This is a genomic window from Micromonospora sp. WMMD1155 (genome assembly GCF_029581275.1).
In the GTDB taxonomy this organism is placed as follows: domain Bacteria; phylum Actinomycetota; class Actinomycetes; order Mycobacteriales; family Micromonosporaceae; genus Micromonospora.
Map to the genome: position 1 here is coordinate 1,983,312 of NZ_CP120742.1, position 25,869 is coordinate 2,009,180.

A 25,869-nucleotide genomic window follows, 5' to 3' on the forward strand; every position below is an offset into this window, starting at 1 on the left:
GCCGCGAGACTATCGGCCACGGCTCTGCCGCGGCGGGTGTGGCCCAGAAGACGCGCCGCCGCCCGACCCCGGTCGCGCGGCGTCGGGGCCGGCCCCCGCGCTGTCCGGTGGGTCGCCGGCCGCGTCCGGCCGGGCGTGCGTCGGGCCGGTCGGCGACGATTCGGGTACGCCCGCCGCCGACTCCGACCGGGCGGGCCCGCCCGGCTCCCGGTCGACCTGCACGTGTCGGCCGGCGCGCGGCAGCACGTCGGAGGGGCTCACCGCGCCCGCGAGCACCGGCAACTCCCGGGTGGTCACGTCCGGGCGCGCCTCGGCGACCCGGTACGTGTCCCGGCCGGCCGCCTTGGCGGCGTAGAGCGCGTCGTCGGCGGCCTCCAGCACCTCCCGCCCGGTGCTGCCGTTGTCCGGGTAGACGGCGATGCCCACCGACACGGTCACCAGGACCGGCCCGGCGTCCGCCTCGACGGCGATCGGGGTCTCGCGCACCACCGCGCCGAGTCGCTCGGCCACGATCGCCGCGCCCCGCGCGTCGGTCTCCGGCAGCAGCAGCACGAACTCCTCACCGCCCTGCCGGAAGGCCAGGTCGACCTCGCGGATCTCGCCGCGTACCCGCCTGGCGAACTCGGCCAGCACGGTGTCCCCGGCCGCGTGCCCGTACGTGTCGTTGACGTCCTTGAAGCGGTCGAGGTCGAGCGCGAGGATGCTCAGCATCCGCCCGAACCGGCTGGCCCGTTCCACCTCCCGCCGGATCGACTCGCGCAGGTAGCGGTAGTTCCACAACCCGGTGAGCGGGTCGGTGAGCGAGAGCCGCTGCGCCTCCTCGTGCACCCGGACGTTGTCCACCGCCACCGCCGCGTGACCGGCGAAGGTGCGCAGGGTGACGAGGTCGTCGTCGTCGAACTCGTCGGCGCCCAACCGGTCGTAGAGGGCCAGCACCCCGAGTGCCGCCGCCGCGCCGGCCTCGTCGGTCGGCGACGCGGACGCGGAGGGGGTCGCCGCGCCGCCGGTCGGGGCGGCGAACGGGACTGCGACGTAGGTGCGACAGCGCGGCTCACCCGACGGGGCGTCGGCCGCCTCCATCCTCCCCCGCTGCGGTTCGCCGGTGGCGGCGACGGCACCGACCACGCCGACGCCCACCGGCACCCGGAGCGTCGACGGCCCGTCCGGGTCGTCCTCCGGCCACCGCCCGTCCAGCCCTTCTGTGCACTGCGCGACGAGCACGCCGCCCGCCTCCACCAGCAGCACCGCACCGGCGCGCGCCCCGGTGGCTCCGATGGCGCTGTGCAGGATCACCCGCAGGATGCGTTGCAGGTCGTGCGTACTGGCCAGGGTGTCGCCGAGGACACCGAGGTGCCCGCGGAGCTGGTCCCGGTTGCTTGTCAACGCCGCGACGTAGGAGCCGGTCTCCCTCGTCATCCGATTGAAGGCGGCGGCCAGCCGGCCCAGCTCGTCGCGGCTGCGGACCGGCACCCGGGCGGTGAGGTCGCCGTGGGCGACCCGGTCCACCGCACCGGCCAGCTCCACGAGCGGCCGGGTGGTGACCCGGGCCAACCGCCAGGCGCTCAGCACGGCGAGGAGCCCGGCCAGGACGACGACACCCACCAGCGTGGCGTGCAGCCCGGGTGGCCGTTCGCTGGGCACGGAGAGCACCAGGGGCAGCGGCTGCGAGTCGGACGGCCCGATCCTCCGCACGTACCGGCCCTCGCTGGTCTCGGTGACCCGCTCGCCGTCGACGGCGCTGGCGGCGGCCAGCACCGCGTCGCGTACCTCGCGGGACTCGGTCGTGTGGGTGACCCGCGCGGCGCTGGCACCGCTGTCGAGCAGGGTGACCGCCACCCCGGTCACCGCCGCCAGCCGGGCCACGAAGGCCGGGTCGACCAGTTGTGCGGCGGTCACGGTGCCCAGCAGGGTTCCGGAACGGTCGCGGAGGTCGACCTGCGCGGCGAGCGCCCGGACCGGGCCGGCCGAGCCGTTGGCCGGACCGTCGGTCTCGCCGCCCGCCGGGCCGTCGGTCTCGCCGCCCGCCGGGCCGTCGGTCTCGCCGCCCGCCGGGCCGTTGGTCTCGCCGCCCGCCGGGCCGTCGGTCTCGCGACCTGTCGGGCCGGAGCAGTCGCGCCAGGGGGCCGCCGGAGCGCCGGGCGAGACGTAGCTGACCGTGCCGCTCACGTCGGTGATCAACACCGCGGCGGCCAGGCCACGGCCGACCAGTTGGGCGGCGGCGACGGCCGGGTCGGCGGTGAGGGCCACCGCGTCGGCGGTGGCCCTCAGCTGCTGGCAGAGCGCGTCGACCGAGGTCCGCACGGCGGACGCCGCCACCGCCAGTCGCTCGGTGGAGCGGCTGCGGTCCACGGCCGCGACGGTGGCGGCGACGAAGAGCGCGCCGAGCAGGACCGGCCCGAGCACCACCACGAGGAAGGCTGCCGTCAACCGCCCGCGTAGCGTCACTCGGTCCCCCCGGAAGTTCCGCCTCCGTTGCTTGCGATGCTGACACAGAGCAACCGTGGGAGAGGCGTTGCGTCAGGAGTGTTGCGTGCCGGAATTTTCTGATGAAGCGGAAGTGACGCGTGCCGCGAAGCGGGACGCACGCGTGGAACTGCTCGCCCGCCGCCGGTCGCTGCCCGGTCCCATCCGGGCCGCCGCCGCCGGGCGCGTGCAGGCTGAGCTGGTCGGGTTGGTACGCAGACTGCGCCCCCGCCGGATGACGGCGTACGTGCCGATCGGCTCCGAACCGGGCGGCGCCGACCTACCGGAGGCACTGCGGGCGGCGCTGTCGGCCGACGCCGAGTTGCTGCTGCCGGTGCTCCTCGCCGACCTGGATCTGGACTGGGCGGCGTACACCGGGCCGGCGGACGTGGTCGCCGCCGGTCGGGGCATCCGCGAACCCACCGGCGTCCGCCTCGGGGTGGACGCCGTGGCGGACGCGGAACTGGTGGTCGTACCGGCCCTCGCGGTGGACCGCCACGGTCGGCGGCTCGGGCGGGGCGGCGGCTCCTACGACCGGGCCCTCGCCCGGGTGCCGGAGGCGACGCTGACAGTGGTGCCCCTGCACGACGGCGAGCTGGTCGACGCGCTTCCGGCGGAGCCGCACGACCGGCTGGTCCGCGCGGTCGTCACCCCCGCCGACGGGGTGCGTACGCTTGACGGCGGCCCGGGTGCGGCGCATGGTGTCGCGCCCCACACGTCCGCTGGACGAACCCGGGGCGAATGACGCACCATTGGCACTCGAATACGTCGAGTGCCAACTGGCCGAGCCCAGATCCGGAGGAGAACGTGCCCACGTACCAGTACGCCTGCACCACGTGCGGTCACCAGCTCGAGGCGGTGCAGTCCTTCTCTGACGAGCCGCTGACCGAGTGCCCGGCGTGTCAGGGGCGGCTGCGCAAGGTCTTCAACTCGGTCGGAATCGTCTTCAAGGGCTCGGGCTTCTACCGCACCGACTCGCGGGCCTCCGGCTCCGAGACGACGGCCGGCGGCACGGCCGCCAAGCCGGCGAAGTCCGACTCGTCGTCCGCCGATAAGTCCGGGTCGTCCTCGTCCGGGTCGTCCTCGTCGTCCGGTTCCTCGTCGGGGTCGTCCTCGTCCGCCGGGTCCTCCTCGGGTGGGTCGTCGTCGGGCGGGTCCAGCGGCGGCAAGGCCCCGGCGGCCAGCTCCGCATCCTGACCTCCAGCGGCCCCCTTCGTCCTTCAGCTTGATCCACTCGGGTTCACGGAAGACGGCCCGTCCCGGTCACCCTGACCGCCCGGTCTCCGTGAACCCCGAGTCGATCATGGCTGCGCCTTAGCAGGTCCAACCCACTGCCGGGCGTTGTCCACAGGCCGGCCGGTTATCCACAGGTCCCGGCCGACGGTCGGCGAATCACGCCTGGAACGGCCTAACCTGCCGCCGAGGGTGTCACGGCGACACCCTCCGGACGGGAGGCGGCAGCGGCGATGAGTGATCCAGACTCCGCGCGGGCGCTGCGTCCCCTGCGCCGGTTCACCATTCCCGGCGGGCACGCCCTGCTCCGGGCCGTCCTGGTCACCGCGCTGCTCGGCCTGGCCGCCGCCGTCCTGCACACCCCGCCCGGTTGCCCGCCGAGCGCCGCGTCCTCCCCCGCCTCGGCAGGGGCCGACGGCACCAACGGTCCGGTCGACGGAGGCGGCTCACCCAGCCCCGACGACTCACCCAGCCCCGACGACGCTCGTTCGACCGAAGCCAACGAGAGCGGGTCGAGCAAGCCTGACGAGAGCGCGACCGACGGAGGTGGCAACGGCGGGCCGCCGACCGGCCCGGCCGGTGAGGACCGCACCGCTACCGGCGACGGGCCGGTCAGACCGCTGCCGCTGCCCACCGGCGCGGTCGGGGTGCCGATCCGGCTGGCCGAGCCGGCCGCGCTCGCGGTGGCCCGCCCCGGCACCCGGGTCGATCTGCTGGCCGCGACACCCGACCGGGCGGGCGCCGACGTCGCGCTGCTCGCGCCCGCGGCTCTGGTGCTGGACGTCCTGGGCGCCGACGCGACCGACGGGTCCACAGCGCTCTACCTGGCCCTTCGCCCCGACCAGGCACAACGCGCCGTCGGGCTCCCCGAGGGCACCCGGTTCGCCGTCGTCGTGCGCGGTTGAGCGCCCGCCGCGCCACCGGACGCCGGGCTGAGCAGTCCGCGCACCACCGTCGGGTCAGTCCCAGTGTGGGGGGCGTTCGGCGAGCAGCCAGTCGTCGTTGCCGCCCGACCGTTCACCCCAGCCACGGTCCGTGTCGTCGGACGTCTGCTCGGGCAGCACCACGAAGTCTTCGCTCAGGTCGACGGTCCGGTCGTCGTCGCCGCGTACGCCCTGCCGGCCGGGGTCCTCGGTGCTCACGAGCGGCAAGACTAGCGCAATCGGCCACCTCCACCGTGCCGACGCGTGTCGGTTCCACTGCCACCCCGGCGGCGGCGGAACGGCCCGCCGACTGTGGCACGCCGGCAAGAGGCGACCGGGCCGCTGCTCGCGTTGGTAGCGTCGGACGGCGTGACGACCCCCAGCGGCGGCAGCGCCCCGGACGACTACTGGCGACGGCCCGGCACCGACGCGGCGGCGGACCAACCTCCCACCGCCCCCGTGAGCGGATACACCGGTCCGCCGCCGAGCGTGCCGCCGCCGACGGGTTGGCGTCCACCCGTACACCTTCAGCCGGCACCACCTCGGCAGCTGCCGCCGCAGGACATGGCCTACCTGGATGCGGCCGAGCAGCGCTCGCAGCGGGTCACCTACGGCTTCGGCGCGGCGGCCGGCGTGGTGCTGGTGTTCCTGGTCTGCCTGCTCTGCTCGCGGATCATCTTCTGAGGTGCGAGCGGGCGGGTCAGAGGGTGGTGCCCCAGACCGCCTCGGCCCCGGAGTGGCCGGTGAGGTAGACGTAGACCAGTGCGGCGATGGACAGCCCCACTGTCGCCACCCCCAGAACCGGGATCACCAACCCCGGCAACCGCGGCACCCGGGGGTGCCCACTGGTCGCCACGAGCAGCAGGATCGCCACGATCCCGAGCGGCACCACGATGCGGAACAGGATGTCGCCGTAGCGGGAGTGCTCGAAGATCTGATCGAGGATCTGTCCCTGGAAGCCCCAGGCGACCAGGGCGTCGGTGAACACCTCACCCGACTTGACGGCCACGAACGCGGTCACCGGCGCGGCCACGGCGAGGAGACCCACAGCCCAGTCCAGCCGGTGCCGCCACCGGGGCAGACCCACGTACGCGATGGCCAGCGCCGCCAGCAGCGGTACGAACACGACGACCGCGTGGACCACCAGGACGTGTGCCGGTAGACCCAGGATCTCCTCGAACATCCAACCCTCCAGGTGGATCACGGTCAGGGGGTGGTCGGCGTACGGTCCGCCGAATCGTCCCCAGGCTTTCGACCGGACACACGCGTAACCCGACGATCGGGTTCACCGTCTCGGGACGCGCTCCCGATCTTCGGAGGCTGTGTCGGTGGCCACCCGGGGCGGGCGACGGTTGTCGATGCCGATCGGGCGTGCTGTCATTGGCCGATGTCCGGTGCCGAGGAGCTGCTGCGATCGAAGGGCCTGCGTGTCACGCGGCCCCGCCTCGCGGTGCTCGACGTGCTGAGTGCCGGCGGGCACCTGGAGGTCGACGAGATCGCCCGGCGGGTCCGTGAACGCCTCGACTCGGTTTCCACGCAGGCGGTCTACGACGTGCTGGGCGCGCTGTCGCGCGCCGGGTTGTCCCGCCGGATCGAGCCGGCCGGTGGTCCCGCCCGCTACGAGGCACGGGTCGGCGACAACCACCACCACGTGGTCTGCCGGGGCTGCGGCGAGATCGCCGACATCGACTGCGCGGTGGGCAGTGCTCCGTGCCTGGACCCGAACGTGACGCACGGCTTCGAGGTGGACGAGGCGGAGGTGACCTTCTGGGGTCTCTGCCCGGGCTGCCGGGCGCGCCGCTCCGCCGACGTCTGACCGGCGCAGACGAGACGTGCCCGACGAGGCCGGGCGGCCCGTGGCACTCTTGGACCGTGGACTCCGATGACCTCGGCCTCTTCGGTCCGGGTTCGGTCACGTGGAAGGTGCACGAGGAGCCGATCCTGATCGTCGCCGGCCTGCGTTCGCTCTACCTCCAGGCGTTGCACCCCCGGGCGATGGCCGGGGTCGCGCAGAACAGCAACTACCGCACCGACGCCTGGGGCCGACTGGTCCGCACCGCCACCTACGTCGCGACCACTGTCTACGGGACCACCGCCGAGGCGGAGGCGGCCGGCGCCCGGCTGCGACGGCTGCACGACCGGCTGCGAGCCACCGACCCGCTGACCGGGGAGTCGTTCCGGATCGACGAGCCGGACCTGCTGCGCTGGGTGCACGTCACCGAGGTCGAGTCGTTCCTCAGCACGGCCCGCCGCGCCGGTCTGCCGCTCACCGACGACGAGGTGCACGGCTACTACACGGAACAGCGCCGGTCCGCCGCGCTGGTCGGCCTGGACCCGGCGACCGTTCCGGGCACCGCGAGCGAGGTGGCGGAGTATTACCGGGCCGTACGGCCGGAGCTGCGGATGACCCGGGAGGCAGCCGAGACGGCGATCTTCCTGACCGCACCGCCACTGCCGTGGAAGCTCAGCCTGCCGGCCCGGTTGGGGCTCACCCTCGGCCCGCCGCGCTGGGCGTACCTGGGGATCGCCGGCACCGCGTTCGGCCTGCTGCCGGCGTGGGCGCGCCGAATGTACGGCGGACTCGGCCTGCCCACCACCGCGCTGTCGGCGGATCTGACGGTGCGTGCCCTGCGACTCGCGCTCGCCGCCGTGCCCCGCCGGTATCTGGAGGGGCCGTTGTTGCAGGCCGCCAAGGAGCGGGCCGCGCGCCACGCCGCCACCGCGATGGCCGGCTGACCGGCCGGTCCTTGGCGGGCGTCAGCCGTCGGCGTGCCGGTCCACGGCCGCCCACGGCTCCTTGCCCGGCACCTGCGCCCCGGTCGGGCAGTGTCGGCGGAAGTCACACCAGCCGCAGCGTGGGCTGGGGGCCGTCGGAAACGCCTCGTCGGCGTCGGCACCGTCCGCGACCGCCCGTTCGGCGGCCATGATGTCGCGGGCCGTCTCCTCCGCACGGGTCAACTGCCGGGCCAGCGACTCGACCGTGTGGTCGTGGCCGGCGACCGTGCCGGTGGGCAGGTGGTGCAGCTCCACCCGACGGCACGGTCGGCGGAACACCCGCTCGGCCGCGTACGCGTAGAGCGCCAACGCCTGCGAACCCCGCGCGTCGTCGGTGTCCAACCCGCTGCGACCGGTCTTGTAGTCGACGATGACCAGCTCCGGCCCCTCCGGCCCGGGTCGCGAGTCGATCCGGTCGGCTCGGCCGTTGAACGCCAGCACGGCGGTCTTGACCGCCACCACCCGCTCCACGCCGAGCGGGTCGGAGTCGGCTTCCAGCGTCTCGACGTACGCCTCCAGCCAGCTCAACGCCCGCCGGTAGGCGGCCCGCTCCTGCTCGTCGTCGCGGTAACCCTCGCGGACCCAGGTGCCCTTGAGGAGGGTCGCCAGCACCTCGGGGCGACGCCGGTCGGCGGGCAGCGCATACCAGTTCTTCAGGGCGGTGTGCACACTGGCGCCGAGCGAGTTGTGCGCCCACGGCGGACCCTTGGGCGGTGTCGGCCGGTCGACGTACGAGTAGCGGTAGCGACGCGGGCAGTCCACGAACGCGCCGAGTTTGCTCGGTGTGCAGACGAACAGGCGCTCCGGCATGCCTTCGAAGCCGAGTTGCTCGGCACCGCCGTCGCGTGGTCGGGGAGCGCGGCCACCGGCCGCCGGTCGGCCCGCTGAGGAGGATCGTCGCACCCTGCGATCCTGCCATCCACCTCCGACAGGGTGGGTGCGCCGGTCAGGTCATGTTCACGTAGTGCGTGACGAAGGCGAACACGGCGTCGGCGATGAGCTGGACGGCGATCGCGGCCAGCAGCAGACCGGCGATCCTGGTCAGCACCTCGATGCCGCCCGGACGCAGGATCTTCACGATGCCGCCGGAGAAGCGCAGGACGATCCAGACGGCGACCATCACGGCGAGGATCGCCACGGCGATGGCGGTGTAGTCGCCCAGGCCGTCGGCCTGCTGGACGAAGAGCATCGTGGCGACGATGGCGCCCGGGCCGGCCAGCAGCGGGGTGCCCAGCGGCACCAGGGCGATGTTCGAGGTGGCGTCCGCGCTGGGACCGTCGGTCTTGCCGGTGAGCAACTCCAGTGCGACGAGTACGAGCAGCAGCCCACCGGCCGCCTGCAACGCCGGCAGGTCCACGTGCAGGTAGTCCAGCAGGGTCTGTCCCGCCACCGCGAAGATCACGATCACGCCCAGCGCCAACGCGACGGCCTGCCAGGCCGCCCGGTTCCGGTCGCGGGCGGGCAGCGGACCGGTCAACGCCAGGAAGATCGGCATCATGCCCGGGGGGTCAGTGATCACCAGCAGGGTCACGAAAACCTCGCCGAACAACTTCAGATCCACGTGATCAACCTAGCCGCGCCGTGATCCGCCGAAACGCGGATCAGCCGGAAGCGACCTCGGTCACCCCTTCGGCGACGATCCGCTCGTACGCCTCGACGCCGGTGGTGAACGCACCGAGTTGGACGGTCTTGTGCGTGCCGTGGAAATCGGAGGAGCCGGTGACGAGCAGGCCCAGGTCGGCGGCGAGCGCCCGGACGTGCGCCCGCTCGGCGGGGCTGTGGTCTTCGTGGTCGGCCTCGAGGCCGGCCAGTCCGGCGGCCGCCAACTCGCCGATCAGCTCGTCGGGCACCACCCGGCCACGGCGGGTGGCCCGGGGGTGGGCGAAGACCGGCACGCCACCGGCCGATCGCACCAGCCGGACCGCCTGGAACACGTCGATGTCGTCCTTGGGCAGCCGGTACCGTTCGCCCAGCCAGTCCGAGCCGAACGCCTCCGAGGTGCTGCGGACCAGGCCGGCCCGGATCAGCGCCTGCGCGAGGTGCGGCCGGCCCACGGTCCCTCCGTCGGCACCGGCCAGGATCTCCGGCCAGCTCACGTCGATGCCGTCGGCACGCAACAACGCGACGATCCGTTCGCCACGATCCTCCCGGGCGGCCCGCACCCGGGCGAGTTCCGCCACCAGTTCCTGGTGATCCGGGTCGAACAGGTACGCCAGCAGGTGCAGCGGCACCGCCGGTCGGGTGCCGGACCAGCGACAGGACAGCTCGGCGCCCCGGATCAGGCGCAGCCCGGGCGGCAGCGCGGCGACGGCCGGCGCCCAACCGGCGGTGGTGTCGTGGTCGGTGATCGCCAACACGTCCAGCCCGGCCGTGGCGGCGGCCCGGACCAGCTCGGTCGGGGTCAACGTGCCGTCGCTGGCCGTCGAGTGGGTGTGCAGGTCGATCCGCGGGGCGGCGCCGGTACGCGAGGTCACCTCATGACGTTACCGAGGCTCACCTCGACCGGGTGGGTCAGAAGCCGCTCACCAGGACGGGCCGGTCCCCGGCCGGCAGGTCGGGCACCGGCGCGGGAGCCGCCGGCTTCCCGGCCCGTACCCGGCCGACGTCGACCCGGACCAGGTCACCGCCACCGTCGAGGTACGCGGCCTGGGTGTCGTTGCTCCAGACGATCGCGCCGGCCATCGGTGGCCCGGCCGGCACGGCGGTCGGCGCCGGCCCGAGTCGCCGCAGGTCGACCAGGAGCGCGTGGCCGGCCTTGCCCACCCGTCCGTTCACCAGCAGCCACCGCCCGTCGGCGGAGACCCCGCCCACGCCGTCCCGGCTCAGGTCCGCGCCGCAGCTGGACTCCACCGGCGCCAGGTGCCGGGTCGGGTCGAGAACGGCCAGGCAGGTCCCGCCGGGGTCGGTCCCGACGGTCTGCCCGACCAGTCGCCCGTCGGGCAGCGATCCGTAGACGTTGAGGGTCTGCCGGTCGACGGTTGTCGGCATCTGCCCGGCGCTCGGCCGCCAGAGGGTGTGACCGGTACTCCCGGGGTCGAGCCGGACCAGCACGCTGTCACCGACGAACCGGACGGGTTCCGCGGCCTCGGGCACCGGGGTGCGTGCCGCGCCGATGAGCTGGGTGCCGACCACCCCCGCCACGAGCAGGTCGTCACCGTCGCGCCAGGCGACCTGTCGGCTGTCCGGTGCCAGGGCGATCGGGCCCGCACCGGCGAGCAGCACCTGCACCAGGCCGTCGTCCTGCACCACCCAGAGGGTCCGACCGGCGGCGGTCGGTCTACTGACCACCAACCAGCCGCCCCCGCCGGGCAGCAGCTGCGCCCGTTCGGCCGCCCCGATGTCGCGCAACACCAGCCGCTTCCCGTCGGGGTCGACCAGCGTCTCGGTGACGACCAGGGAGGCGGACGTCCCGGACGAGGATTCGGCACCTGGCACGCTCGCCGTCGGGACGGGCCGGTTGGCACCGTCCGGATCACCGATCACCACGATGGGAGTGCCGTCCCGCCCGGTTCCCGCGCCGAGTTGGACCATGCCCGCGCCGAGCAGCACGGTGACGGCCGTCGCGAGCGCGAGCCCGGCCCCGGTTCGCCGACGCCGGATCCGGTTCGCCCGTCGAATCGCCTGGCCGGCGGGGTCGGCGCTCAGCGGACGGGAAAGGGCCACCTGGCGCGAGAGGCTCTCCCGCACCGCACCTTCCAGATCGTCAGGCCGCACCTGGGATGAACGCTTCGGCCCGGCCGTCAGGTTGTCGCGGCGGCCTGGCAATCCGCTCACTGCTGCTCCCCGGAGCCCGTGCCGACGGGCACGGCCGCCGGGGCGGTGGGCGACACGACCTGCGGGCTGACCGGCACGGCGGGCAGCACGACCTGCGGGACGGCCGGGCGGGGTGGGGCCTGTCCGGCTGCCGGCCGCGGTCGGGGCGTCGCGGTGGCGCCGGCCACCGAGGGCTGCCCGCCGGGGACACCCCGGCCGACCGGTCGGGCGGCACCGGCTGCTGGTCGACCGGCGGCACCGGCTGCGGCGGGAAGGTCCGCCGCGTCGGCTCCCATCCGGCGACGCAGCGTGGCCAGGGCTCGGGACGTCTGGCTCTTCACCGTTCCCGGTGAGATGTCCAGCATCGCGGCGGTCTGCGCCTCCGACATGTCCTCGTAGTAGCGCAGCACCAACACCGCCCGCTGCCGGTTGGGCAGCTGCTTCAGATGCCGCCAGAGCAGGTCACGGTCGAGCTGCTGCTCGATCTCGTCGACTCCGGCGCGTTCCGGCAGCACCTCGGTCGGGCGTTCACCGTGCCAACGCCGCCGCCACCAACTCGTCGACGTGTTGACCATCACACGCCGCGCGTACGGCTCGACGGCTTCGATCCCGCCGAGCCGTTTCCACGCGAGGTACGTCTTGGTGAGCGCCGTCTGGAGCAGATCCTCGGCCGTGGCCCAGTCGCCGGAAAGCAGATAGGCGGTGCGTAGGAGCGCGGCGGAGCGCGCCGCGACGAACTCGCGGAACTGCTCCTCCAACGAGTCCCTGCTCGTCACCGCACACCTCCACACCCCAGTTGCCCTGGCAGAGTGCCACGTCAGGGGCGTTCCAGTCCATGACGAAAGGTGCGCACTTACTCCGATGTTCGGTCGAAAACCTTCACGCCCCGTCGTCGGCCTTGGCTTCGTCGGCCTCCTTGCCGAGCCGCGCCTCGACCGCCTGCGGCTCGTACATCTCCTCGACGACGCGCAGGTAGAGCTCGTTCGGGTTGGGTAGGTTCTTGATCTCGCGGAGGGCCTGCTCCTGGCCGGCGGACTCCAGCACGAAGGTGCCGTAGTTGAGCGCTCGCCCGGTCGGGGTTTGTTCGTACTTCATGTCGGTGACCCGGACCAGCGGCATCATCGCGACCCGACGGGTGATGATGCCGTTGACCACCATGACCCGCTTGTTGGTCAGGATGAACCGGTCATACCACCAGTCGGCGACCTTCCACGCCACCCAGCCCATCACGGCGAACCAGAGGAGCACGGCGATGGTGGTCAGCGCGCCCACGTTCTGCCCGGCGAGAAAGCCGGAGAGGTAGCCGAGCACGAAGGTCGCCGCGATGCCGACCAGCAGCGGGGTGGTGAGGTGGATCCAGTGCCGCTTCCACTCACCCCGGTAGCGCTCGGTGGGGAAGAGGTAGCGGGCGACCAGCGAACTGGGCTCGTCCTCCAGTGGCAGCACCCGCCGGGGAGTCGCTCCGGTCGCGTCGGCGCGCAACCCGGCCAACTCGTCCTCGGAGATCTGCGGCGGCTGGTAACCGGCCTCCGGATCACGGATCCAGGCCCGACCGGATCGACCCTGACCCGCGTAGCCGGGCCCGTCGCCGTAGCCGACGTCGTCCGATAGGGACGGACCGTCGGACAGGCCGGCTCCGGCCCCGTAGCCCGGGCCGTCATCGGGCCCGACCCGCGGGATCGGCTCGGTGTCGCGCTCGCGGCGCTCCCGGTCGGGGTCGTCCGGGTCGAAGGGTGGACCGGAGGGGCTGCCCATCGGCGGCTAGGCGACGAGGCTGGTGAAGAAGTCGCCGAACCCCTGCGCAATATCCATGATCCCGCCGCCGAGCGACTTGAACACGTCAGCCGCGGAGTTTGGCCGGTAGGCGACGAAGAAGATCAAGAATGCGATTCCGGCCCAGGTGAGGACCTTCTTGACCATGGCGGGCCATCCTCTCGCGCGGCGCCGGGTCCCATTACCGCAGCGGCACCCAGAGTATCAGTGTGGTGTCGTACAGTGAATATCTGCGTCCGTTCTCCGTCAAACCGGGAGACTTGTCAAGGTCTCCCCGGTAAGTACGGGGATGGTGCGCCGTACACGAGCTCGGGTGGAGTCCACTCGGTCAGGTCGTGTAGCACGACGTCTTCCGCGAGCAGGTGACCCGCACTCGCCGGCCAGGCTATCGCATGGAGCCACATTCCCCGAGCTTCGCCGGCGTACGCGCTTCGATCTGTTGGAGAATTCACCAACCACAGTGGAGTCGGGTGCCCGGCGACCCTGATCCTGGCCTGCCCGACATGGTCGGGGTGACCCGGCCCGGGTTCGGTCAACGCGTCGGCCAACTCCGGCCCGGGGTCCGGCCCGGCCAGCCCGGCGAGTCGGGTGCCCAGGCCGACGCCGGGCTCCTCGGCCACGAAGACCAGATCGGCCGGACCACCGCCGAGCGGCGCCGGGCCCGCGCAGGCCACCGCCGTCGCCCGCACGCCCGTCCGGTCGTCCCCCGCGTACGCCACGCCGGTGAGCGTCCAGCCGGGCGGCAGCGGCCACGGACACCACAGCGGCGTCACCGGCGGATCGGCGGTCGCGGTGATCCGCTCCACCACGCTCGCCACGATGTCCGCTCCGATGTGCTCGGGCACGTGCAGCGGCGGCACCGGGCCGCAGCGCAGGCATCTCGAGTCGGTGTGCATCAGATCCGGCGCCCGTACCGGGCCCCCGCATCTCGGACAACTCACCGCGACACTCACATCCCCACCGTCACCCCGTACCGTCGGCACGTCAAGCGGGAACGTCCAATTCGGCGTCCGGGCGCGGCTCAGTCCGGCGGCGGGCCGGCGTGGGCACGAATCCAGGCGTGCATCGCGATACCGCTGGCCACACCCGCGTTGATCGACCTCGTCGAGCCGTACTGGGCGATGGAGTAGAGCTGGTCGCACGCCGCACGGGCCGGCGCGGAGAGCCCGGGCCCCTCCTGACCGAAGAGCAGTACGCAGTCCCGGGGAAGGGTCCCGGTCTCCAGCGGACGCGACCCGGGCAGGTTGTCGATGCCGACCACCGGCAGTCGGCGCTCGGCCGCCCAGGCCACGAACTCCTCGATCGTCTCGTGGTGTCGCACATGCTGGTAGCGATCGGTCACCATCGCGCCGCGCCGGTTCCACCGACGCCGCCCGACGATGTGCACCTCGGCGGCGTTGAACGCGTTGGCGTTGCGGACCACGGTGCCGATGTTGAAGTCGTGCTGCCAGTTCTCGATCGCGACGTGAAAACCGTGCCGGTGCTGGTCCAGGTCCGCGACGATCGCCTCGTGCCGCCAATAGCGGTAGCGGTCGACGACGTTGCGCCGGTCCCCCTCGGCCAGCAACTGCCTGTCGTAACGCGGGTCCTCGGGCGGGTCCCCCGGCCAGGGGCCCACACCCACCTCAAGCTGGTCTTCGGTCACGGTCATCAGAGGGTACGGACCACGCCGGCACCCGGTGCGACGACCTGCCGGGTCACCGCAGCCCGAGTGCGGCGCCGAGCCGGTCGAGGAAACGACGGTCGGCGGGGGTCGCGAGGTGGTCGGCCCGGCGTTCGCCGGGGCTGGGCACCGCGCGGCACACCCGGGCCGCGACCGACTGCACCCACTGGCGGTACGCGGCCGAGTCGGCGGGGTCGGCGTGCCGACGCAGAACCCGGTGTGCCGCCCGGCAGGCGGCCAACACGTCCACCAGATCGGTGAGCTGCTCGGTGGCCTGCGGGGTGCCGTCGTGCCGGGCGTAGATCGCGGCGACCACCGCGCGGACGAGATCGCTGTCGAAGGCTCGGCCCGCGGCCACGGCGTCCAGGCCGGCGAGACCGGCCATGACCCCCCGTTCGACGCGGCCGGGCCCGGAGGCGGCAGCCGCCACGAGAACCCGGCCGGGCAGGCTGGTGAGCAGGTCCCATTCGGCGGCGGAATAGGCAGCCGTGGTCGACGGTGCGGCTCGACGGCCGGCAGAGGGCGGCTCTCCGGCGACGGAGTGGCTCATCGGAACCTCCGGCGTCAGCATATGCGCCGTGCACGGGAGCAGGGCTCCTTCCGCCGCAAACGCGCTGCGGAAGGGGCCCGGAGTCCGTCGGCGCTCAGCCCGGCTCACGAGCATGCCGCCCCGCGGGCTGCGGCGCGTCGCTCAGCGCGGCTCGGGGAAGCTGGGCCGTTCGGGGTCCACCCCGTCGGGGACGGCGCTCGCCGCGTACTCCCGCTTGGGCACCATGACCCTGCGCCGGAAGACGCAGACCATGGTGCCGTCCTGGTTGTAGCCGCGGGTCTCCACCGACACCACGCCGCGGTCGGGCTTGGACCCGGACTCACGCTTGTCCAGCACGGTGGTCTCGCCGTAGATGGTGTCCCCGTGGAACGTGGGCGCGACGTGCCGCAGCGACTCGACCTCCAGGTTGGCGATGGCCTTCCCGCTCACGTCGGGCACCGACATGCCGAGCAGCAGGGAGTAGATGTAGTTGCCGACCACCACGTTGCGCTTGAACTGGCTGGCCGTCTCGGCGTAGTGCGCGTCCATGTGCAGCGGGTGGTGGTTCATGGTGAGCAGGCAGAAGAGGTGGTCGTCGTACTCGGTGACGGTCTTGCCCGGCCAGTGCCGGTACACCGCGCCGACCTCGAACTCCTCGTAGTAGCGGCCGAACTGCATCCTGGTCCCCTTCGACGGGCGGCGATGGAGTTCGGCACAGCATGCCTTACCGAAGGTTAAGGCGACCGGTGGGGCGCGTCGGCGGCGGAAAAGTCACACCTGTCGCTGGCACCCGAGGGGAGACGCAATGAGCGGCGGGGCCCTCCCCGGCACCCGCCGCCCACGCTCTGATGCCGAGAAGTCTGCCCTACGGCGGCGTAGGTTCAACAGAGATCGGCGTCACATTTATCTTTTTGTTACACTACTCTCGGTGACGATTCGGAGGTTGATAAGCGATCTCCGCAGGCCAGATACCTCCTCGTCACAGGCCAAGTTACCGATTCGTACAGCTCAATCGGGTGGATCTCCTTGGAAACGCTCCCATTACCGCAGGTCACGCAAGTGCGTCATGCATTTGCGTTCCGCAGGCCACCGGCAAACAGACGTGGGTCGATGACCTCCGACCCCCTGGCTGGACCGGGCACGTTTCGTACCCCACCCCCCGGGAATTCGATACGGTCAGCCCTGGTTCTACGGGTCGTAGACAAACCGCGGTGATCGGAGAGTGCAATGGCAACCGTTGAGCTGACCTCGGCGAACTTCGACGAGGTGACCGGCAACGACGGCATCGTCCTGGTCGACTTCTGGGCCGACTGGTGTGGTCCGTGCAAGCGGTTCGCCCCGGTCTACGAGCGCTCCTCGGAGAAGCACCAGAACATCGTGTTCGGCAAGGTCGACACCGAGGCGCAGCAGGAGCTGGGCGCCAAGTTCGACATCCGGTCGATCCCCACGATCATGGCGATCCGCGACGGCGTCATCGTCTTCGCCCAGCCGGGCGCGCTTCCCGAGTCCGCGCTGGAGAACCTGATCGAGCAGGTCGAGGCGCTGGACATGGACGACGTCCGTAAGCAGCTGGCCGAGCACAACCACTGAGTGGTTCGTACGACACGGAAGGCCGGGCCCGATGCGGGCCCGGCCTTCGTCGTACTCCCGGAAGCGTTTGCATGATCACCTGCCCGGGCAGGCCGAACTGACCGTCGGTGGGACCCGGCGCGGCCGGAACATCCCGTATCGTCACGACCCGATGGAGACCCTGACCACCCGCGGGCGCGTGACCCGGCTCGGCGCGACCGCACTCGGCCTCGCCCTGCTACTGGTCGGCACCTTCTGGGGCAGCGACGACGACTTCCCGTTCGGCCCGTTCCGGATGTACTCCACCTCCAACCCGCCGAACGCGCCCGCCCCCGACACCCGCGTCGAGGGAGTGAACAGCGCCGGCACGGTGATTGACCTCGACCAGGACGCGACCGGCATCCGCCGCGCCGAGATCGAGGGTCAGCAGGCCCGGTACGCCGCCGACCCGACGCTGCTCACCGAGGTCGCCGACGCGTACGCCGAACGCCACCCGGACGCCCCCGCGCTGGTCGAGGTCCGCATCGTCATCCGCTGGCACGGCATCCGCGCCGGTCGCCCGACCGGGCAGCACACCGACCAGACCGTCGTCAGTTGGCGGGCGACCCGATGACCGACTGGCTGACCGAGGCCGTCCCCCGGGGCCGGGTGGCCGCGTTCCGGACCCTGATCTACCTCTTCGTCGCCGCCGACCTGGTGATCTTCACTCCCTGGGTGCGCACCCGGGTCGGCGTGCCCGGCGACCTCTACCAGCCACTGCTGGTCGGTCGCCTGCTTCCCCTGCCGACGCCGACCGAGACGCTGGTGACGGTGATCTTCTGGGCGTTGCTGGCGCTGGCACTCCTCGCCGCGACCGGACGAGCCCCCCGACTGCTCGGCTGGGCGGTCTGCGCGCTGTACCTGGAGTGGATGATCATCGCGATGAGCTACGGAAAGGTCGACCACGACCGGTTCGGGCTGCTCGTCGCGCTGGCCGTGCTGCCCACCGTCGGCCGGGCCCGGCACGGCGACAGCACCCGCACCGAGGCCGGCGGGTGGGCGCTCCGCGTCACCCAGATCGCGGTGATCTGCACGTACTTCCTCGCCGCCTTCGCCAAGCTGCGCTTCGGCGGCCTCGACTGGCTGACCGGCTCGGTCCTGGCCCGCGCGATCATCCGGCGCGGCACCGACCTGGCCGACCTCATCGCCCAGGTGCCGTACCTGCTGATCGTCGCCCAGTTCGGCATCGTGGCGTTCGAACTGCTCAGCCCGGCGGTCTTCTTCCTGCCGCCCCGCTGGCGACACGCCATGGTCGGCTTCTTCTACTCGTTCCACGTGGTCACCATCGCGACCATCACGATCTCGTTCGCGCCGCACCTGGCCGCGATGACCAGCTTCCTGCCGCTGGAACGGGTCCGCCCGCTGGTCTGGGCCCGCCGGCTCGTGGGCCGCGGCCCCGCCGCGCCCACGCCGCCGGATCAGACCCGGGCGGGCACAGGTACGGAGTCGCCGCCGCTCGCTGATCAGGCCCCGGTGGTCGGGCGCCCAGCCGGGCCGTAGAGCCGTTCGCGAGCCTCCTGCGGCAGCGAGCAGGCCGCCGTGCCGCCGGGCAGGCGGTGCCGGTTGCGCGCCACCCAGCGGTACACCGGCCACGCCACCACCCGCACCGGCGGGAACCGCAGGCCGGCACCGGCCATCCGCCAGACCGGGCCACTGCCGGCGAGGAGCCGCGCGATGGCATCCGGGCCGGCAGCGCGTACGCCGTCCGCGCCGACCCACTGCACGGCCTCCTCGCACTCGGCCACGGTGAGGCCGAGCGCGTCCAGGTCGGCGAACTGCCAGGGCACCACGCGCGCCGTGGTGGAGATCCGGCGTTCGATGAACTCGGCACAGGTCGTGCAGAACGCGCAGTCACCGTCGTAGACGAAGGTCGACGTCTCCATGGCTCCATCCTCCCCTCTACGAACACCCGAACACCCACCGGTGTACGGCGGGTCACTTGCGCCGTGCTCGTACACGTGTTCGAATAGTGCCCATGCGCTGGGACAACCTCACCGCTCCCCCGGTCGAGGGAGACCCCGAGCGGGCAGCGCCAGCGACGCCACCCCTGCCGCTGGCGCTGCCCGGTGCCGTCGTCCGCACCTTCGACACCCCCGACTTCGCCGGGATGACCTTCTACGAGGTGCAGGCCAAGTCCATCCTCAACCGGGTGCCCGGGCAGTCCCGCGTGCCGTTCGAGTGGACCATCAATCCGTACCGTGGATGCAGTCATGCGTGTGTGTACTGCGTCTCGGGCGACACCCCCATTCTGATGGCGGACGGTCGCACGAAGCCGATCAGCGAGTTGGAGCCCGGCGACCGCATCTACGGGACCGAGCGGCAAGGTGCCTATCGTCGATACGTCGTCACCACTGTCCTCGACAAGTGGTCCACCGTGAAACCGGCTTACCGCGTCACCCTGGAGGACGGCACCACACTCGTCGCGAGCGGGGACCACCGCTTCCTGACGGAGCGAGGCTGGAAACACATCACTGGCGGCACGTTCGGCGCCGATCAACGGCCCTACCTCACCACCAACAATCGCCTGATCGGCACCGGGGCGTTCGAGACAACTCCGAAGGCTTCACACGACTACCGTCGCGGCTATCTCTGCGGCATGGTGCGCGGCGACGGAACCATAGGCACCTACGCCACAGGCAGGAGCTGGAGTCACCAGTTCCGCTTGGCACTCGCGGACAGCGAGGCCCTCGATCGTACCGAGCAGTATCTGAAGGAAGAGGGCATCGAGACAAGCCGCACCTCGTTTGGAAAGACCAGGCCCGACCGGCGGCCGATGGAGGCGATCCGCGCCTCGACAAAGCAGCAGGTCGATGCAATCAGGGAGGTCGTCCAATGGCCGCACCATTCGACTCCTGACTGGCAACGAGGGTTCCTTGCTGGAATCTTCGATGCCGAGGGCAGTTGCAGCCAGGGCATCCTGAGAATTGCCAACTGCGACGATGAGGTCATCAGCCACACGACGGAAGCACTGCACGCCTTTGGGTTCGCCACCGTCCTCGAGGACCGTAGGCGGACGAACCGCCTGCGCTATGTACGGCTGACCGGAGGCCTCGCCGCCCGACTCCGCTTCTTTCACCTGACCGACCCGGCGATCACCCGCAAACGGTCGATCGCGGGTGCCGCGGTGAAGTGCAAGGCCGACCTCAGGGTTGTCAACATTCAGGCGCTCGGGCTGGAGTTACCGCTCTGGGACATCACGACCGGCACCGGCGACTTCATCGCCAACGGTGTGGTCAGCCACAACTGTTTCGCGAGAAATACGCACACCTACCTCGACCTCGACGCCGGTGCGGACTTCGACCGGAAGGTGATCGTCAAGGTCAACGCCGGTGAGCTGGTACGGCGGGAGCTGGCCGCGCCGAAGTGGCGGGGCGCGCACGTGGCGATGGGCACCAACGTCGACTGCTACCAGCGGGCCGAGGGCCGCTACCGGTTGATGCCGCAGATCATCGCGGCTCTACGGGACTTCGCGAACCCGTTCTCGATCCTGACCAAGGGCACGCTGATCCTGCGCGATCTGCCCCTGCTGCGCCAGGCCGCCGAGGTCACCAGCGTGGGCATCTCGTTCTCGGTGGGCTTCGTCGACGAGCAGCTCTGGCGGTCGGTCGAGCCGGGCACACCGCACCCGCGCCGCCGGCTGGACGCGGTTCGGGCACTCACCGACGCCGGTTTCTCCGTCGGAGTGTTGATGGCCCCGATCCTGCCCGGCCTCAGCGACGACGACGCGTCGATCGACGCCACCGTGTCGGCGATCGCGGCGGCCGGGGCGACCAGCGTGACCGCACTGCCTCTGCACCTGCGCCCCGGCGCACGGGAGTGGTACGCGCCCTGGCTCGCCCGTGAGCACCCACACCTGGTGCCCCGCTACCGCGAGCTGTACCGGGCCGGTGCGTACGCGCCGCAGGCGTACCAGCGGGAGGTGACCGCGCGGGTGCGGATCGCCGCCCGCCGACACGGGATGCACCGCGGCGAGCGCGGCGACAACCGCAAGCTGCCCGAACCACCACCACCCTCGACGGCCGAGCAACTGACCCTGCTCTAGGGCGGAGCTACAGTCGGCGGGTGCGTACCGCTCAGCAGATCCTCGCCGACTCCGCCGTGATCGCCGTCGTGGGTGCGTCCCGCGACCCGTTGAAGGCCGCGCACTCCGTGCCGTTGCAGATGCAGCGGTACGGCTGGCGCATCATCCCGGTCAACCCCACTGTCGACGAGCTGTTCGGGGAGCGGGCGTACCCGACGCTCGCCGACATCCCGCACCCGGTCGACCTGGTGGACGTGTTCCGGCCGGCGGCCGACGCCGTGCAGGTGGTCCGCGACGCGGCGGCGATCGGCGCCCCGGCGGTGTGGCTGCAGTTGGGCATCGTCTCGGCCGAGGCGCGGCGGATCGCCGAGGAGGCGGGCATGGAGTACGTCGAGGACCGGTGCCTCATCGTCGAACGCGCCGCCGGCGACCTCACCCGCTTCGCCTGAACCCGACGCCCCCACCCCACCCCGCCCAGCCCGGCCCAGCCCGACCCCGCCCGACAACTCCATGATCGGCGGGGGCGGGGGCGGGTTAGAGCTTGTATTCCTTCAGGAGGCCGCGGGAGATGATGGTCTTCTGGATCTCCGACGTGCCCTCGCCGATGAGCAGGAACGGCGCCTCCCGCATCAGCCGCTCGATTTCGTACTCCTTGGAGTAGCCGTAGCCGCCGTGGATGCGGAACGCCTCCTGGGCGACCTCGACGCAGTACTCCGAGGCGAGCAGCTTGGCCATCCCGGCCTCGACGTCGTTGCGCTGGCCGGCGTCCTTGAGACGGGCGGCGTTGACCATGAGGGCGTGCGCTGCCTCGATCTTCGTGCCCATCTCGGCGAGCTTGAAGGCGATGGCCTGGTGCTTGGCGAGAGGCTGACCGAACGTCTTGCGTTGCTGGGCGTAGCCGACCGCCAACTCGAAGGCGCGGATGGAGATACCGCAGGCGCGGGCGGCCACGTTGACCCGGCCCACCTCGATGCCGTCCATCATCTGGTAGAAGCCCCGGCCCACCTGGTCGGCGCCGCCGAGGATCGCGGAGTCGGGCACGGTCACCCCGTCGAGGACCATTTCGGTGGTCTCGACGCCCTTGTAACCCATCTTTTCGATCTTGCCGGGGATGGTGAGGCCGGGGGCGGTCTCGCCGAAGCCCGGCTCCTTCTCCAGCAGGAAGGTGCTCATGTTGCCGTACACCGAGTCGGCGCCGGTGTCGGTCTTGACCAGGGTGGCCACCACCGAGGAGTACGCCCCGTTGGTCAGCCACATCTTCTGTCCGTTGAGCACGTAGTGCTCACCGTCGCGAACGGCCCGGGACTTGATGGCGGAGACGTCGGAGCCGGTCTCCGGCTCGGACATGGAGAACGCGCCGCGGACCTCGCCGGTGGCCATCTTCGGCAGCAGGCGGGCCTTCTGTTCGGCGGAGCCGTGCTGGGAGATCAGGTACGCCACGATGAAGTGGGTGTTGACGATGCCGGAGATCGACATCCAGCCCCGGGACAACTGCTCCACCACCAGCGCGTAGGTGAGCAGTGACTCGCCCAGGCCGCCGTACTCCTCGTCGATGGTGAGGCCGAACAGACCCATCTCGCGCATGCCGTCGAGGATGTCGGTGGGGTACTCGTCGGCGTGTTCCAGCCGCTGCGCGTGCGGGATGATCTCCTTGTCGGCGAAGTCCCGAACGGTCTCCAGGATCGACTGTTGCACATCGGTCAGGCCGGGCGTCTGGGCGAGTCGGGCCATCTCAGCCTCCGGGGCTCCGCGCACTACTCATGGGTAACTGAACGCTGGGTAAGTATCGACCTCGGGGACCGACGAGGCCAAGGTGACCAGTCCACACAACCGCTGTGAAAAGGTTCACCGCTGCGGGTAGCGTCCGGCAAGAAGGACTTTTCCGGCATCGGCAGGAGGAGTGCAGCCGTGAGCCACCCGCCGCCGTCGGGACCACCAGGGGACGAGCCGCCACCGTCGCCCTACGAGCCACCACCGGACCAGTCGCCGTACGCGCCGCCGCCACCCGGCCAGCCGCCGTACGCGCCGCCGCCGGACCAGCCGGCGTTCGAGCTACCGGCGGAACGCTCACCGTACGGGCCACCGGCGGACGACCCGTCGCCGTACGCGCAGCAGGGCCCGCAGCAGTCGGCGCACTGGAGCCAGCAGCCGCCGTACCCCCCACAGGGCCCCTACGGTCAGTACGGCCCACCGCCCGGCGGCCCGGGTCGGGGCACCAACGTGCTCGCGATCCTGTCGCTGGTGTTCGCGTTCGTGTTCCCGCCCGCCGGCGCCGTCCTCGGCCACGTGGCCAAACGGCAGATCCGCACCAGTGGCGAGGAGGGCGACCAGCTCGCCACCTGGGGGTTGATCCTCGGCTACGTCTTCACCGGGCTCACCGTGCTGGCCTGCTGCGGCTGGCTGGCGCTCGTCGCACTGGGCAACACCGGCGACGGCAGGGGCTACTGACAGTGGGCCACCGAGGTCAGCGGAACCGGGCCTCGCGGACGCTGTTGCCGCCGTCCACCACCAGCATCTGACCGGTGATGTACGAAGCAGCCGGCGAGCAGAGGAAGCTGATCGCCGCGGCGACCTCGTCCGGCGTGCCCGGTCGACCGACCGGAGTGCCCAGCCCCTGCTTGACCTCGGCCATCGTGGACGCGGCGGTGTAGATCGTGCCCGGCGCCACCGCGTTCACCGTCACCCCGTCGGCGATCATCTCCATGGCCAGGGCGCGGGTCAGCCCGACGACCCCGGCCTTCGCCGCGGCGTACGCGGCCTCGGTGGGCAGGGCGTTGACCGGGCCGGCCGTGGCCGCGAGGTTGACGATCCGACCCCAGCCCCGCTCGGCCATCCCCCCGATGAACGCGCGGCTGCACAGGAACGCGGTGGACAGGTTGCGGTCGATCTCACCGCGCCACTCGTCGTAGGTCAGCTGGGCGACCGGCCGTAGCACCCCCTGGCTGGCCCGGCTGGCCAGACCGGCGTTGTTGACCAGCACCTCGACGTCGCCCAACTGCTCGGCGACCGCGTCGGCGAGCGCACCGACCTCGGACTCGTCGGTCAGGTCCGCGACGAAGCCGGTCACCCCCAGCTCACCGGCGCGCTCGTGGATGCGCCGGGTGGTCGAGACGATGGCCACCCGAGCGCCCAGGTCGGCGAGACGCCGGGCGGTGGCGTACCCGATGCCGTCCGGGCTGCCCGCCCCGGTCACCAGGGCGACCCGCCCGTCCAGCCGCATGGTCACCGGGTCGGTGAGCGCGACCGGCTCGTCGGGGCCGGGACTCCCCGTCGGCGTGGCCACCCGGGCACGTCGGGCGACGCCGGGGCGGCTGACGTCCCGTCTGGGTCGGCTGCCGGAACGGTCCGCGGCGCGCGCGTCGAATGCCATGCCAGGATCCTGCCCGCTACGACCGGCCCGAGCAACGCGGCACCCGGTGGCGGGGGCGTCGGGTTTGGGCAGTGCTGGCTACCCTGATGCCGCACCCGACCTGACGGAGAGTTCGTATGACCAACCCCCCGCCGCCCGGCGGTTGGAGCGACCCCACGTGGTCGGCTCAGCCCTCGAGCCCCGCACCGGACCCGACAGTGGTGGCCGGTCAGCCGGTACCCACCCAGCCCGGCCCCATCGACCCGTACGCGCCCACCGACCCGTACGCGGGTGCGAAGGTGCAGCCGGTGGGGGCGTACGGTCCGCCCGGCTATCCGCCACCGCACCCCGGTTACGGCTACCCGCCTCCGCAGAAGACCAACGGTCTGGCCATCGCGTCGCTGGTGCTGGCCCTGGTCGGCCTCACCTCCTGCGGCATCACCGCGCCGATCGGGGCGATCCTCGGCCACGTGGCGCAGAAGCAGATCCGGCTCAGCGGCGAGGGCGGTGAGGGCATGGCGAAGGCCGGCATCATCGTCGGCTGGATCATCACGGCGCTGATGGTGCTGGGCATCGCCTTCTACGTCGTCGCGATCATCTTCGCGGTCACGACGGGCAGCAGCGGCGGCAGCAGCAGCTACTGAGGGCGGCGGCCGGGTCGACGTACCACCCGGGCCGGATCGACGGCCGGTGGCTGTCGGTCCGGCCCGGCGTGCGTCACTCCGCCGGTGGGGTGAACGAGGAGGTGCGGCTCATCCCGGCGGCCCGGCCCTTCGCGGAGATGACGAGGGCCATCTTGCGGGACGCCTCATCGATCATCTCGTCGCCGAGCATCACCGCGCCCAGCCGGCCACCAACCTCCGAGGTGTAGTGCTCGTAGGCGTCGAGGATCAGCTCGGCGTGGTCGTAGTCGGCCTGCGCCGGCTGGTACACCTCGTTGGCAGCGTCGATCTGCCCCGGATGCAGCACCCACTTGCCGTCGAAACCCAACGCCGCGGAACGCTTGGCGACCTCGCGGAACGCGTCGACGTCCCGGATCTGCAGGAAGGGGCCGTCGATGGCCTGCTTGTCGTGCATCCGGGCGGCCATCAGGATCCGCATCAGGATGTAGTGGTACGGGTCGCCCGGGTAGTCCGGGATCAGCGCGCCGACCACCAGCGACTTCATGTTGATCGACGCCATGAAGTCGGCCGGACCGAAGATGATGGTCTCCACGCGCGGCGAGGCGGCGGCGATGACGTCCACGTTGACCAGTCCGGCGGCGTTCTCGATCTGCGCCTCGATGCCGATCCGGCCGACCTCCAGGCCGAGCGTCTTCTCGATCTGGGTGAGCGTCAGGTCCAGCCACTGCACCTGGGCGGCGGTCTGCACCTTCGGCAGCATGACGCAGTCCAGGTTCGGCCCGGCGCCCTCGACGACCTCGATGACGTCCCGGTAGGTCCACGGGGTGGTCAGGTCGTTGACCCGGACCACCCGGGTCTTGCCCGCCCAGTCACCCTCGTTGAGCGCGGCCACGATGTTCTTGCGCGCGTCCGGCTTGGCCAGTGGGGCGACGGCGTCCTCCAGGTCGAGGAAGACCTGGTCGGCCGGGAGACCCTGGGCCTTGCCCAGCATCTTGACGCTGGAACCCGGCACGGCGAGGCAGGACCTGCGGGGGCGACCGACTGCGGCCATGGATGCGCTCCTTCCAGCGTCCGGCGGGCAGGCCGACGCCACCTGACGACGGATCCGAGAACTTAACGATCCCAAAGGGCGTTGTGACGCCACGGTAACCTCGCG

Annotated in this window: 31 protein-coding genes and 1 pseudogene; 13 read left to right on the forward strand and 19 right to left on the reverse strand. The window is 71.7% G+C overall.

Annotated features, from left to right (window positions below; all coding sequences use genetic code 11):
- Positions 1 to 9: 9 nt before the first annotated feature.
- Positions 10 to 2,445, reverse strand: coding sequence for a diguanylate cyclase (locus O7617_RS08790; RefSeq protein ID WP_282262739.1), 2,436 nt, complete (start codon positions 2,443 to 2,445; stop codon positions 10 to 12).
- An 85-nt stretch (positions 2,446 to 2,530) separates the two neighbouring features.
- Between O7617_RS08790 and O7617_RS08795 the strand changes: the two genes are divergently transcribed.
- On the forward strand, positions 2,531 to 3,208 hold the full coding sequence (locus O7617_RS08795) for a 5-formyltetrahydrofolate cyclo-ligase (RefSeq protein ID WP_282262741.1): 678 nt from the start codon (positions 2,531 to 2,533) through the stop codon (positions 3,206 to 3,208).
- A pseudogene (locus tag O7617_RS08800) lies at positions 3,205 to 3,411 on the forward strand (FmdB family zinc ribbon protein); the annotation flags it as partial. The gene O7617_RS08795 and the pseudogene O7617_RS08800, both read left to right, overlap by 4 nt.
- Before the next feature lie 14 nt (positions 3,412 to 3,425).
- On the opposite strand, the gene O7617_RS08805 reads toward O7617_RS08800, so the two are convergent.
- Positions 3,426 to 3,632 (reverse strand): hypothetical protein, encoded by a 207-nt coding sequence (locus tag O7617_RS08805; protein ID WP_282264946.1) that lies wholly within the window; start codon positions 3,630 to 3,632, stop codon positions 3,426 to 3,428.
- A gap of 297 nt (positions 3,633 to 3,929) precedes the next feature.
- Here O7617_RS08805 and O7617_RS08810 point away from each other — a divergent pair, with 297 nt between their 5' ends.
- A complete protein-coding gene (locus tag O7617_RS08810) occupies positions 3,930 to 4,601 on the forward strand; it encodes a flagellar biosynthesis protein FlgA (RefSeq protein ID WP_282262742.1) in 672 nt (223 codons plus the stop codon).
- 54 nt (positions 4,602 to 4,655) lie between these two features.
- Here O7617_RS08810 and O7617_RS08815 read toward each other — a convergent pair whose 3' ends face one another.
- Positions 4,656 to 4,838: a hypothetical protein gene (locus tag O7617_RS08815; protein ID WP_282262743.1), complete on the reverse strand. Its 183-nt coding sequence runs from the start codon at positions 4,836 to 4,838 to the stop codon at positions 4,656 to 4,658.
- 150 nt (positions 4,839 to 4,988) lie between these two features.
- On the opposite strand from O7617_RS08815, the gene O7617_RS08820 reads away from it, so the two are divergent.
- On the forward strand, positions 4,989 to 5,303 hold the full coding sequence (locus O7617_RS08820) for a hypothetical protein (protein ID WP_282262744.1): 315 nt from the start codon (positions 4,989 to 4,991) through the stop codon (positions 5,301 to 5,303).
- A 16-nt stretch (positions 5,304 to 5,319) separates the two neighbouring features.
- On the opposite strand, the gene O7617_RS08825 is transcribed toward O7617_RS08820, so the two are convergent.
- Positions 5,320 to 5,802 (reverse strand): hypothetical protein, encoded by a 483-nt coding sequence (locus tag O7617_RS08825; protein WP_282264681.1) that lies wholly within the window; start codon positions 5,800 to 5,802, stop codon positions 5,320 to 5,322.
- A 204-nt stretch (positions 5,803 to 6,006) separates the two neighbouring features.
- On the opposite strand from O7617_RS08825, the gene O7617_RS08830 reads away from it, so the two are divergent.
- Together O7617_RS08830 and O7617_RS08835 are read left to right on the forward strand one after the other, a co-directional pair.
- Positions 6,007 to 6,435: a Fur family transcriptional regulator gene (locus O7617_RS08830; protein WP_282262745.1), complete on the forward strand. Its 429-nt coding sequence runs from the start codon at positions 6,007 to 6,009 to the stop codon at positions 6,433 to 6,435.
- A 56-nt stretch (positions 6,436 to 6,491) separates the two neighbouring features.
- Entirely contained in the window at positions 6,492 to 7,355 is an 864-nt protein-coding gene (locus O7617_RS08835) for an oxygenase MpaB family protein (RefSeq protein WP_282262746.1), read from the forward strand.
- A gap of 21 nt (positions 7,356 to 7,376) precedes the next feature.
- On the opposite strand, the gene O7617_RS08840 is transcribed toward O7617_RS08835, so the two are convergent.
- The 11 genes from O7617_RS08840 to O7617_RS08890 all read right to left on the reverse strand — a co-directional run bounded on the left by O7617_RS08840 (position 7,377) and on the right by O7617_RS08890 (position 15,790).
- Positions 7,377 to 8,297: a PD-(D/E)XK nuclease family protein gene (locus O7617_RS08840; protein WP_282262747.1), complete on the reverse strand. Its 921-nt coding sequence runs from the start codon at positions 8,295 to 8,297 to the stop codon at positions 7,377 to 7,379.
- A gap of 43 nt (positions 8,298 to 8,340) precedes the next feature.
- Positions 8,341 to 8,955 carry a MarC family protein gene (locus O7617_RS08845; RefSeq protein ID WP_088986470.1) on the reverse strand — a complete coding sequence of 205 codons (615 nt, stop codon included), beginning with the start codon at positions 8,953 to 8,955 and terminating at the stop codon, positions 8,341 to 8,343.
- A gap of 40 nt (positions 8,956 to 8,995) precedes the next feature.
- The gene (locus O7617_RS08850) at positions 8,996 to 9,868 is read right to left on the reverse strand and encodes a PHP domain-containing protein (RefSeq protein ID WP_282262748.1); all 873 of its coding nucleotides are present in this window, start codon (positions 9,866 to 9,868) and stop codon (positions 8,996 to 8,998) included.
- Between the two features lie 37 nt (positions 9,869 to 9,905).
- The gene (locus O7617_RS08855; RefSeq protein ID WP_282262749.1) at positions 9,906 to 11,168 is read right to left on the reverse strand and encodes a hypothetical protein; all 1,263 of its coding nucleotides are present in this window, start codon (positions 11,166 to 11,168) and stop codon (positions 9,906 to 9,908) included.
- Entirely contained in the window at positions 11,165 to 11,923 is a 759-nt protein-coding gene (locus O7617_RS08860) for a SigE family RNA polymerase sigma factor (protein WP_282262750.1), read from the reverse strand. The genes O7617_RS08855 and O7617_RS08860 overlap by 4 nt, the downstream gene beginning before the upstream one ends.
- A gap of 103 nt (positions 11,924 to 12,026) precedes the next feature.
- Positions 12,027 to 12,902, reverse strand: coding sequence for a PH domain-containing protein (locus tag O7617_RS08865; RefSeq protein ID WP_282262751.1), 876 nt, complete (start codon positions 12,900 to 12,902; stop codon positions 12,027 to 12,029).
- Positions 12,903 to 12,908: 6 nt separating this feature from the next.
- Positions 12,909 to 13,067, reverse strand: coding sequence for a hypothetical protein (locus O7617_RS08870; protein WP_007455302.1), 159 nt, complete (start codon positions 13,065 to 13,067; stop codon positions 12,909 to 12,911).
- 116 nt (positions 13,068 to 13,183) lie between these two features.
- Entirely contained in the window at positions 13,184 to 13,903 is a 720-nt protein-coding gene (locus tag O7617_RS08875) for a DUF6758 family protein (RefSeq protein WP_348774174.1), read from the reverse strand.
- Between the two features lie 38 nt (positions 13,904 to 13,941).
- Positions 13,942 to 14,565, reverse strand: a complete 624-nt coding sequence (locus O7617_RS08880) for an RNA methyltransferase (RefSeq protein ID WP_282264682.1) — start codon at positions 14,563 to 14,565, stop codon at positions 13,942 to 13,944.
- Positions 14,566 to 14,617: 52 nt separating this feature from the next.
- The gene (locus tag O7617_RS08885) at positions 14,618 to 15,154 is read right to left on the reverse strand and encodes a hypothetical protein (RefSeq protein WP_282262753.1); all 537 of its coding nucleotides are present in this window, start codon (positions 15,152 to 15,154) and stop codon (positions 14,618 to 14,620) included.
- A gap of 120 nt (positions 15,155 to 15,274) precedes the next feature.
- Positions 15,275 to 15,790, reverse strand: a complete 516-nt coding sequence (locus O7617_RS08890) for a MaoC family dehydratase (protein WP_282262755.1) — start codon at positions 15,788 to 15,790, stop codon at positions 15,275 to 15,277.
- A gap of 549 nt (positions 15,791 to 16,339) precedes the next feature.
- On the opposite strand from O7617_RS08890, the gene trxA reads away from it, so the two are divergent.
- The 3 genes from trxA to O7617_RS08905 all read left to right on the forward strand — a co-directional run bounded on the left by trxA (position 16,340) and on the right by O7617_RS08905 (position 18,220).
- Entirely contained in the window at positions 16,340 to 16,702 is a 363-nt protein-coding gene (trxA, locus tag O7617_RS08895) for a thioredoxin (protein ID WP_030329190.1), read from the forward strand.
- 151 nt (positions 16,703 to 16,853) lie between these two features.
- Positions 16,854 to 17,294, forward strand: a complete 441-nt coding sequence (locus tag O7617_RS08900) for a hypothetical protein (RefSeq protein ID WP_282262757.1) — start codon at positions 16,854 to 16,856, stop codon at positions 17,292 to 17,294.
- Entirely contained in the window at positions 17,291 to 18,220 is a 930-nt protein-coding gene (locus O7617_RS08905; protein ID WP_282262759.1) for an HTTM domain-containing protein, read from the forward strand. Before O7617_RS08900 ends, O7617_RS08905 begins: the two co-directional genes overlap by 4 nt.
- Here the strand turns inward: O7617_RS08905 and O7617_RS08910 are convergent.
- Positions 18,184 to 18,603, reverse strand: a complete 420-nt coding sequence (locus O7617_RS08910; protein WP_282262760.1) for a DUF393 domain-containing protein — start codon at positions 18,601 to 18,603, stop codon at positions 18,184 to 18,186. The two genes, O7617_RS08905 and O7617_RS08910, sit on opposite strands and share 37 nt — an antisense overlap.
- A 92-nt stretch (positions 18,604 to 18,695) precedes the next feature.
- On the opposite strand from O7617_RS08910, the gene O7617_RS08915 reads away from it, so the two are divergent.
- Positions 18,696 to 20,762, forward strand: a complete 2,067-nt coding sequence (locus tag O7617_RS08915; RefSeq protein WP_282262761.1) for an intein-containing Rv2578c family radical SAM protein — start codon at positions 18,696 to 18,698, stop codon at positions 20,760 to 20,762.
- A gap of 20 nt (positions 20,763 to 20,782) precedes the next feature.
- Positions 20,783 to 21,190: a CoA-binding protein gene (locus tag O7617_RS08920; protein WP_088986484.1), complete on the forward strand. Its 408-nt coding sequence runs from the start codon at positions 20,783 to 20,785 to the stop codon at positions 21,188 to 21,190.
- Between the two features lie 85 nt (positions 21,191 to 21,275).
- On the opposite strand, the gene O7617_RS08925 is transcribed toward O7617_RS08920, so the two are convergent.
- Entirely contained in the window at positions 21,276 to 22,472 is a 1,197-nt protein-coding gene (locus tag O7617_RS08925; protein WP_282262762.1) for an acyl-CoA dehydrogenase family protein, read from the reverse strand.
- Between the two features lie 177 nt (positions 22,473 to 22,649).
- On the opposite strand from O7617_RS08925, the gene O7617_RS08930 reads away from it, so the two are divergent.
- A complete protein-coding gene (locus O7617_RS08930; protein ID WP_282262763.1) occupies positions 22,650 to 23,189 on the forward strand; it encodes a DUF4190 domain-containing protein in 540 nt (179 codons plus the stop codon).
- Positions 23,190 to 23,205: 16 nt separating this feature from the next.
- Here O7617_RS08930 and O7617_RS08935 read toward each other — a convergent pair whose 3' ends face one another.
- Positions 23,206 to 24,111, reverse strand: coding sequence for an SDR family NAD(P)-dependent oxidoreductase (locus O7617_RS08935; RefSeq protein ID WP_282262764.1), 906 nt, complete (start codon positions 24,109 to 24,111; stop codon positions 23,206 to 23,208).
- Positions 24,112 to 24,227: 116 nt separating this feature from the next.
- Here O7617_RS08935 and O7617_RS08940 point away from each other — a divergent pair, with 116 nt between their 5' ends.
- Positions 24,228 to 24,734 carry a DUF4190 domain-containing protein gene (locus tag O7617_RS08940; protein WP_282262765.1) on the forward strand — a complete coding sequence of 169 codons (507 nt, stop codon included), beginning with the start codon at positions 24,228 to 24,230 and terminating at the stop codon, positions 24,732 to 24,734.
- Between the two features lie 73 nt (positions 24,735 to 24,807).
- On the opposite strand, the gene O7617_RS08945 is transcribed toward O7617_RS08940, so the two are convergent.
- Complete coding sequence (locus O7617_RS08945) at positions 24,808 to 25,764, reverse strand: CoA ester lyase (protein ID WP_282262766.1); 957 nt, start codon at positions 25,762 to 25,764, stop codon at positions 24,808 to 24,810.
- Between the last annotated feature and the right edge of the window lie 105 nt (positions 25,765 to 25,869).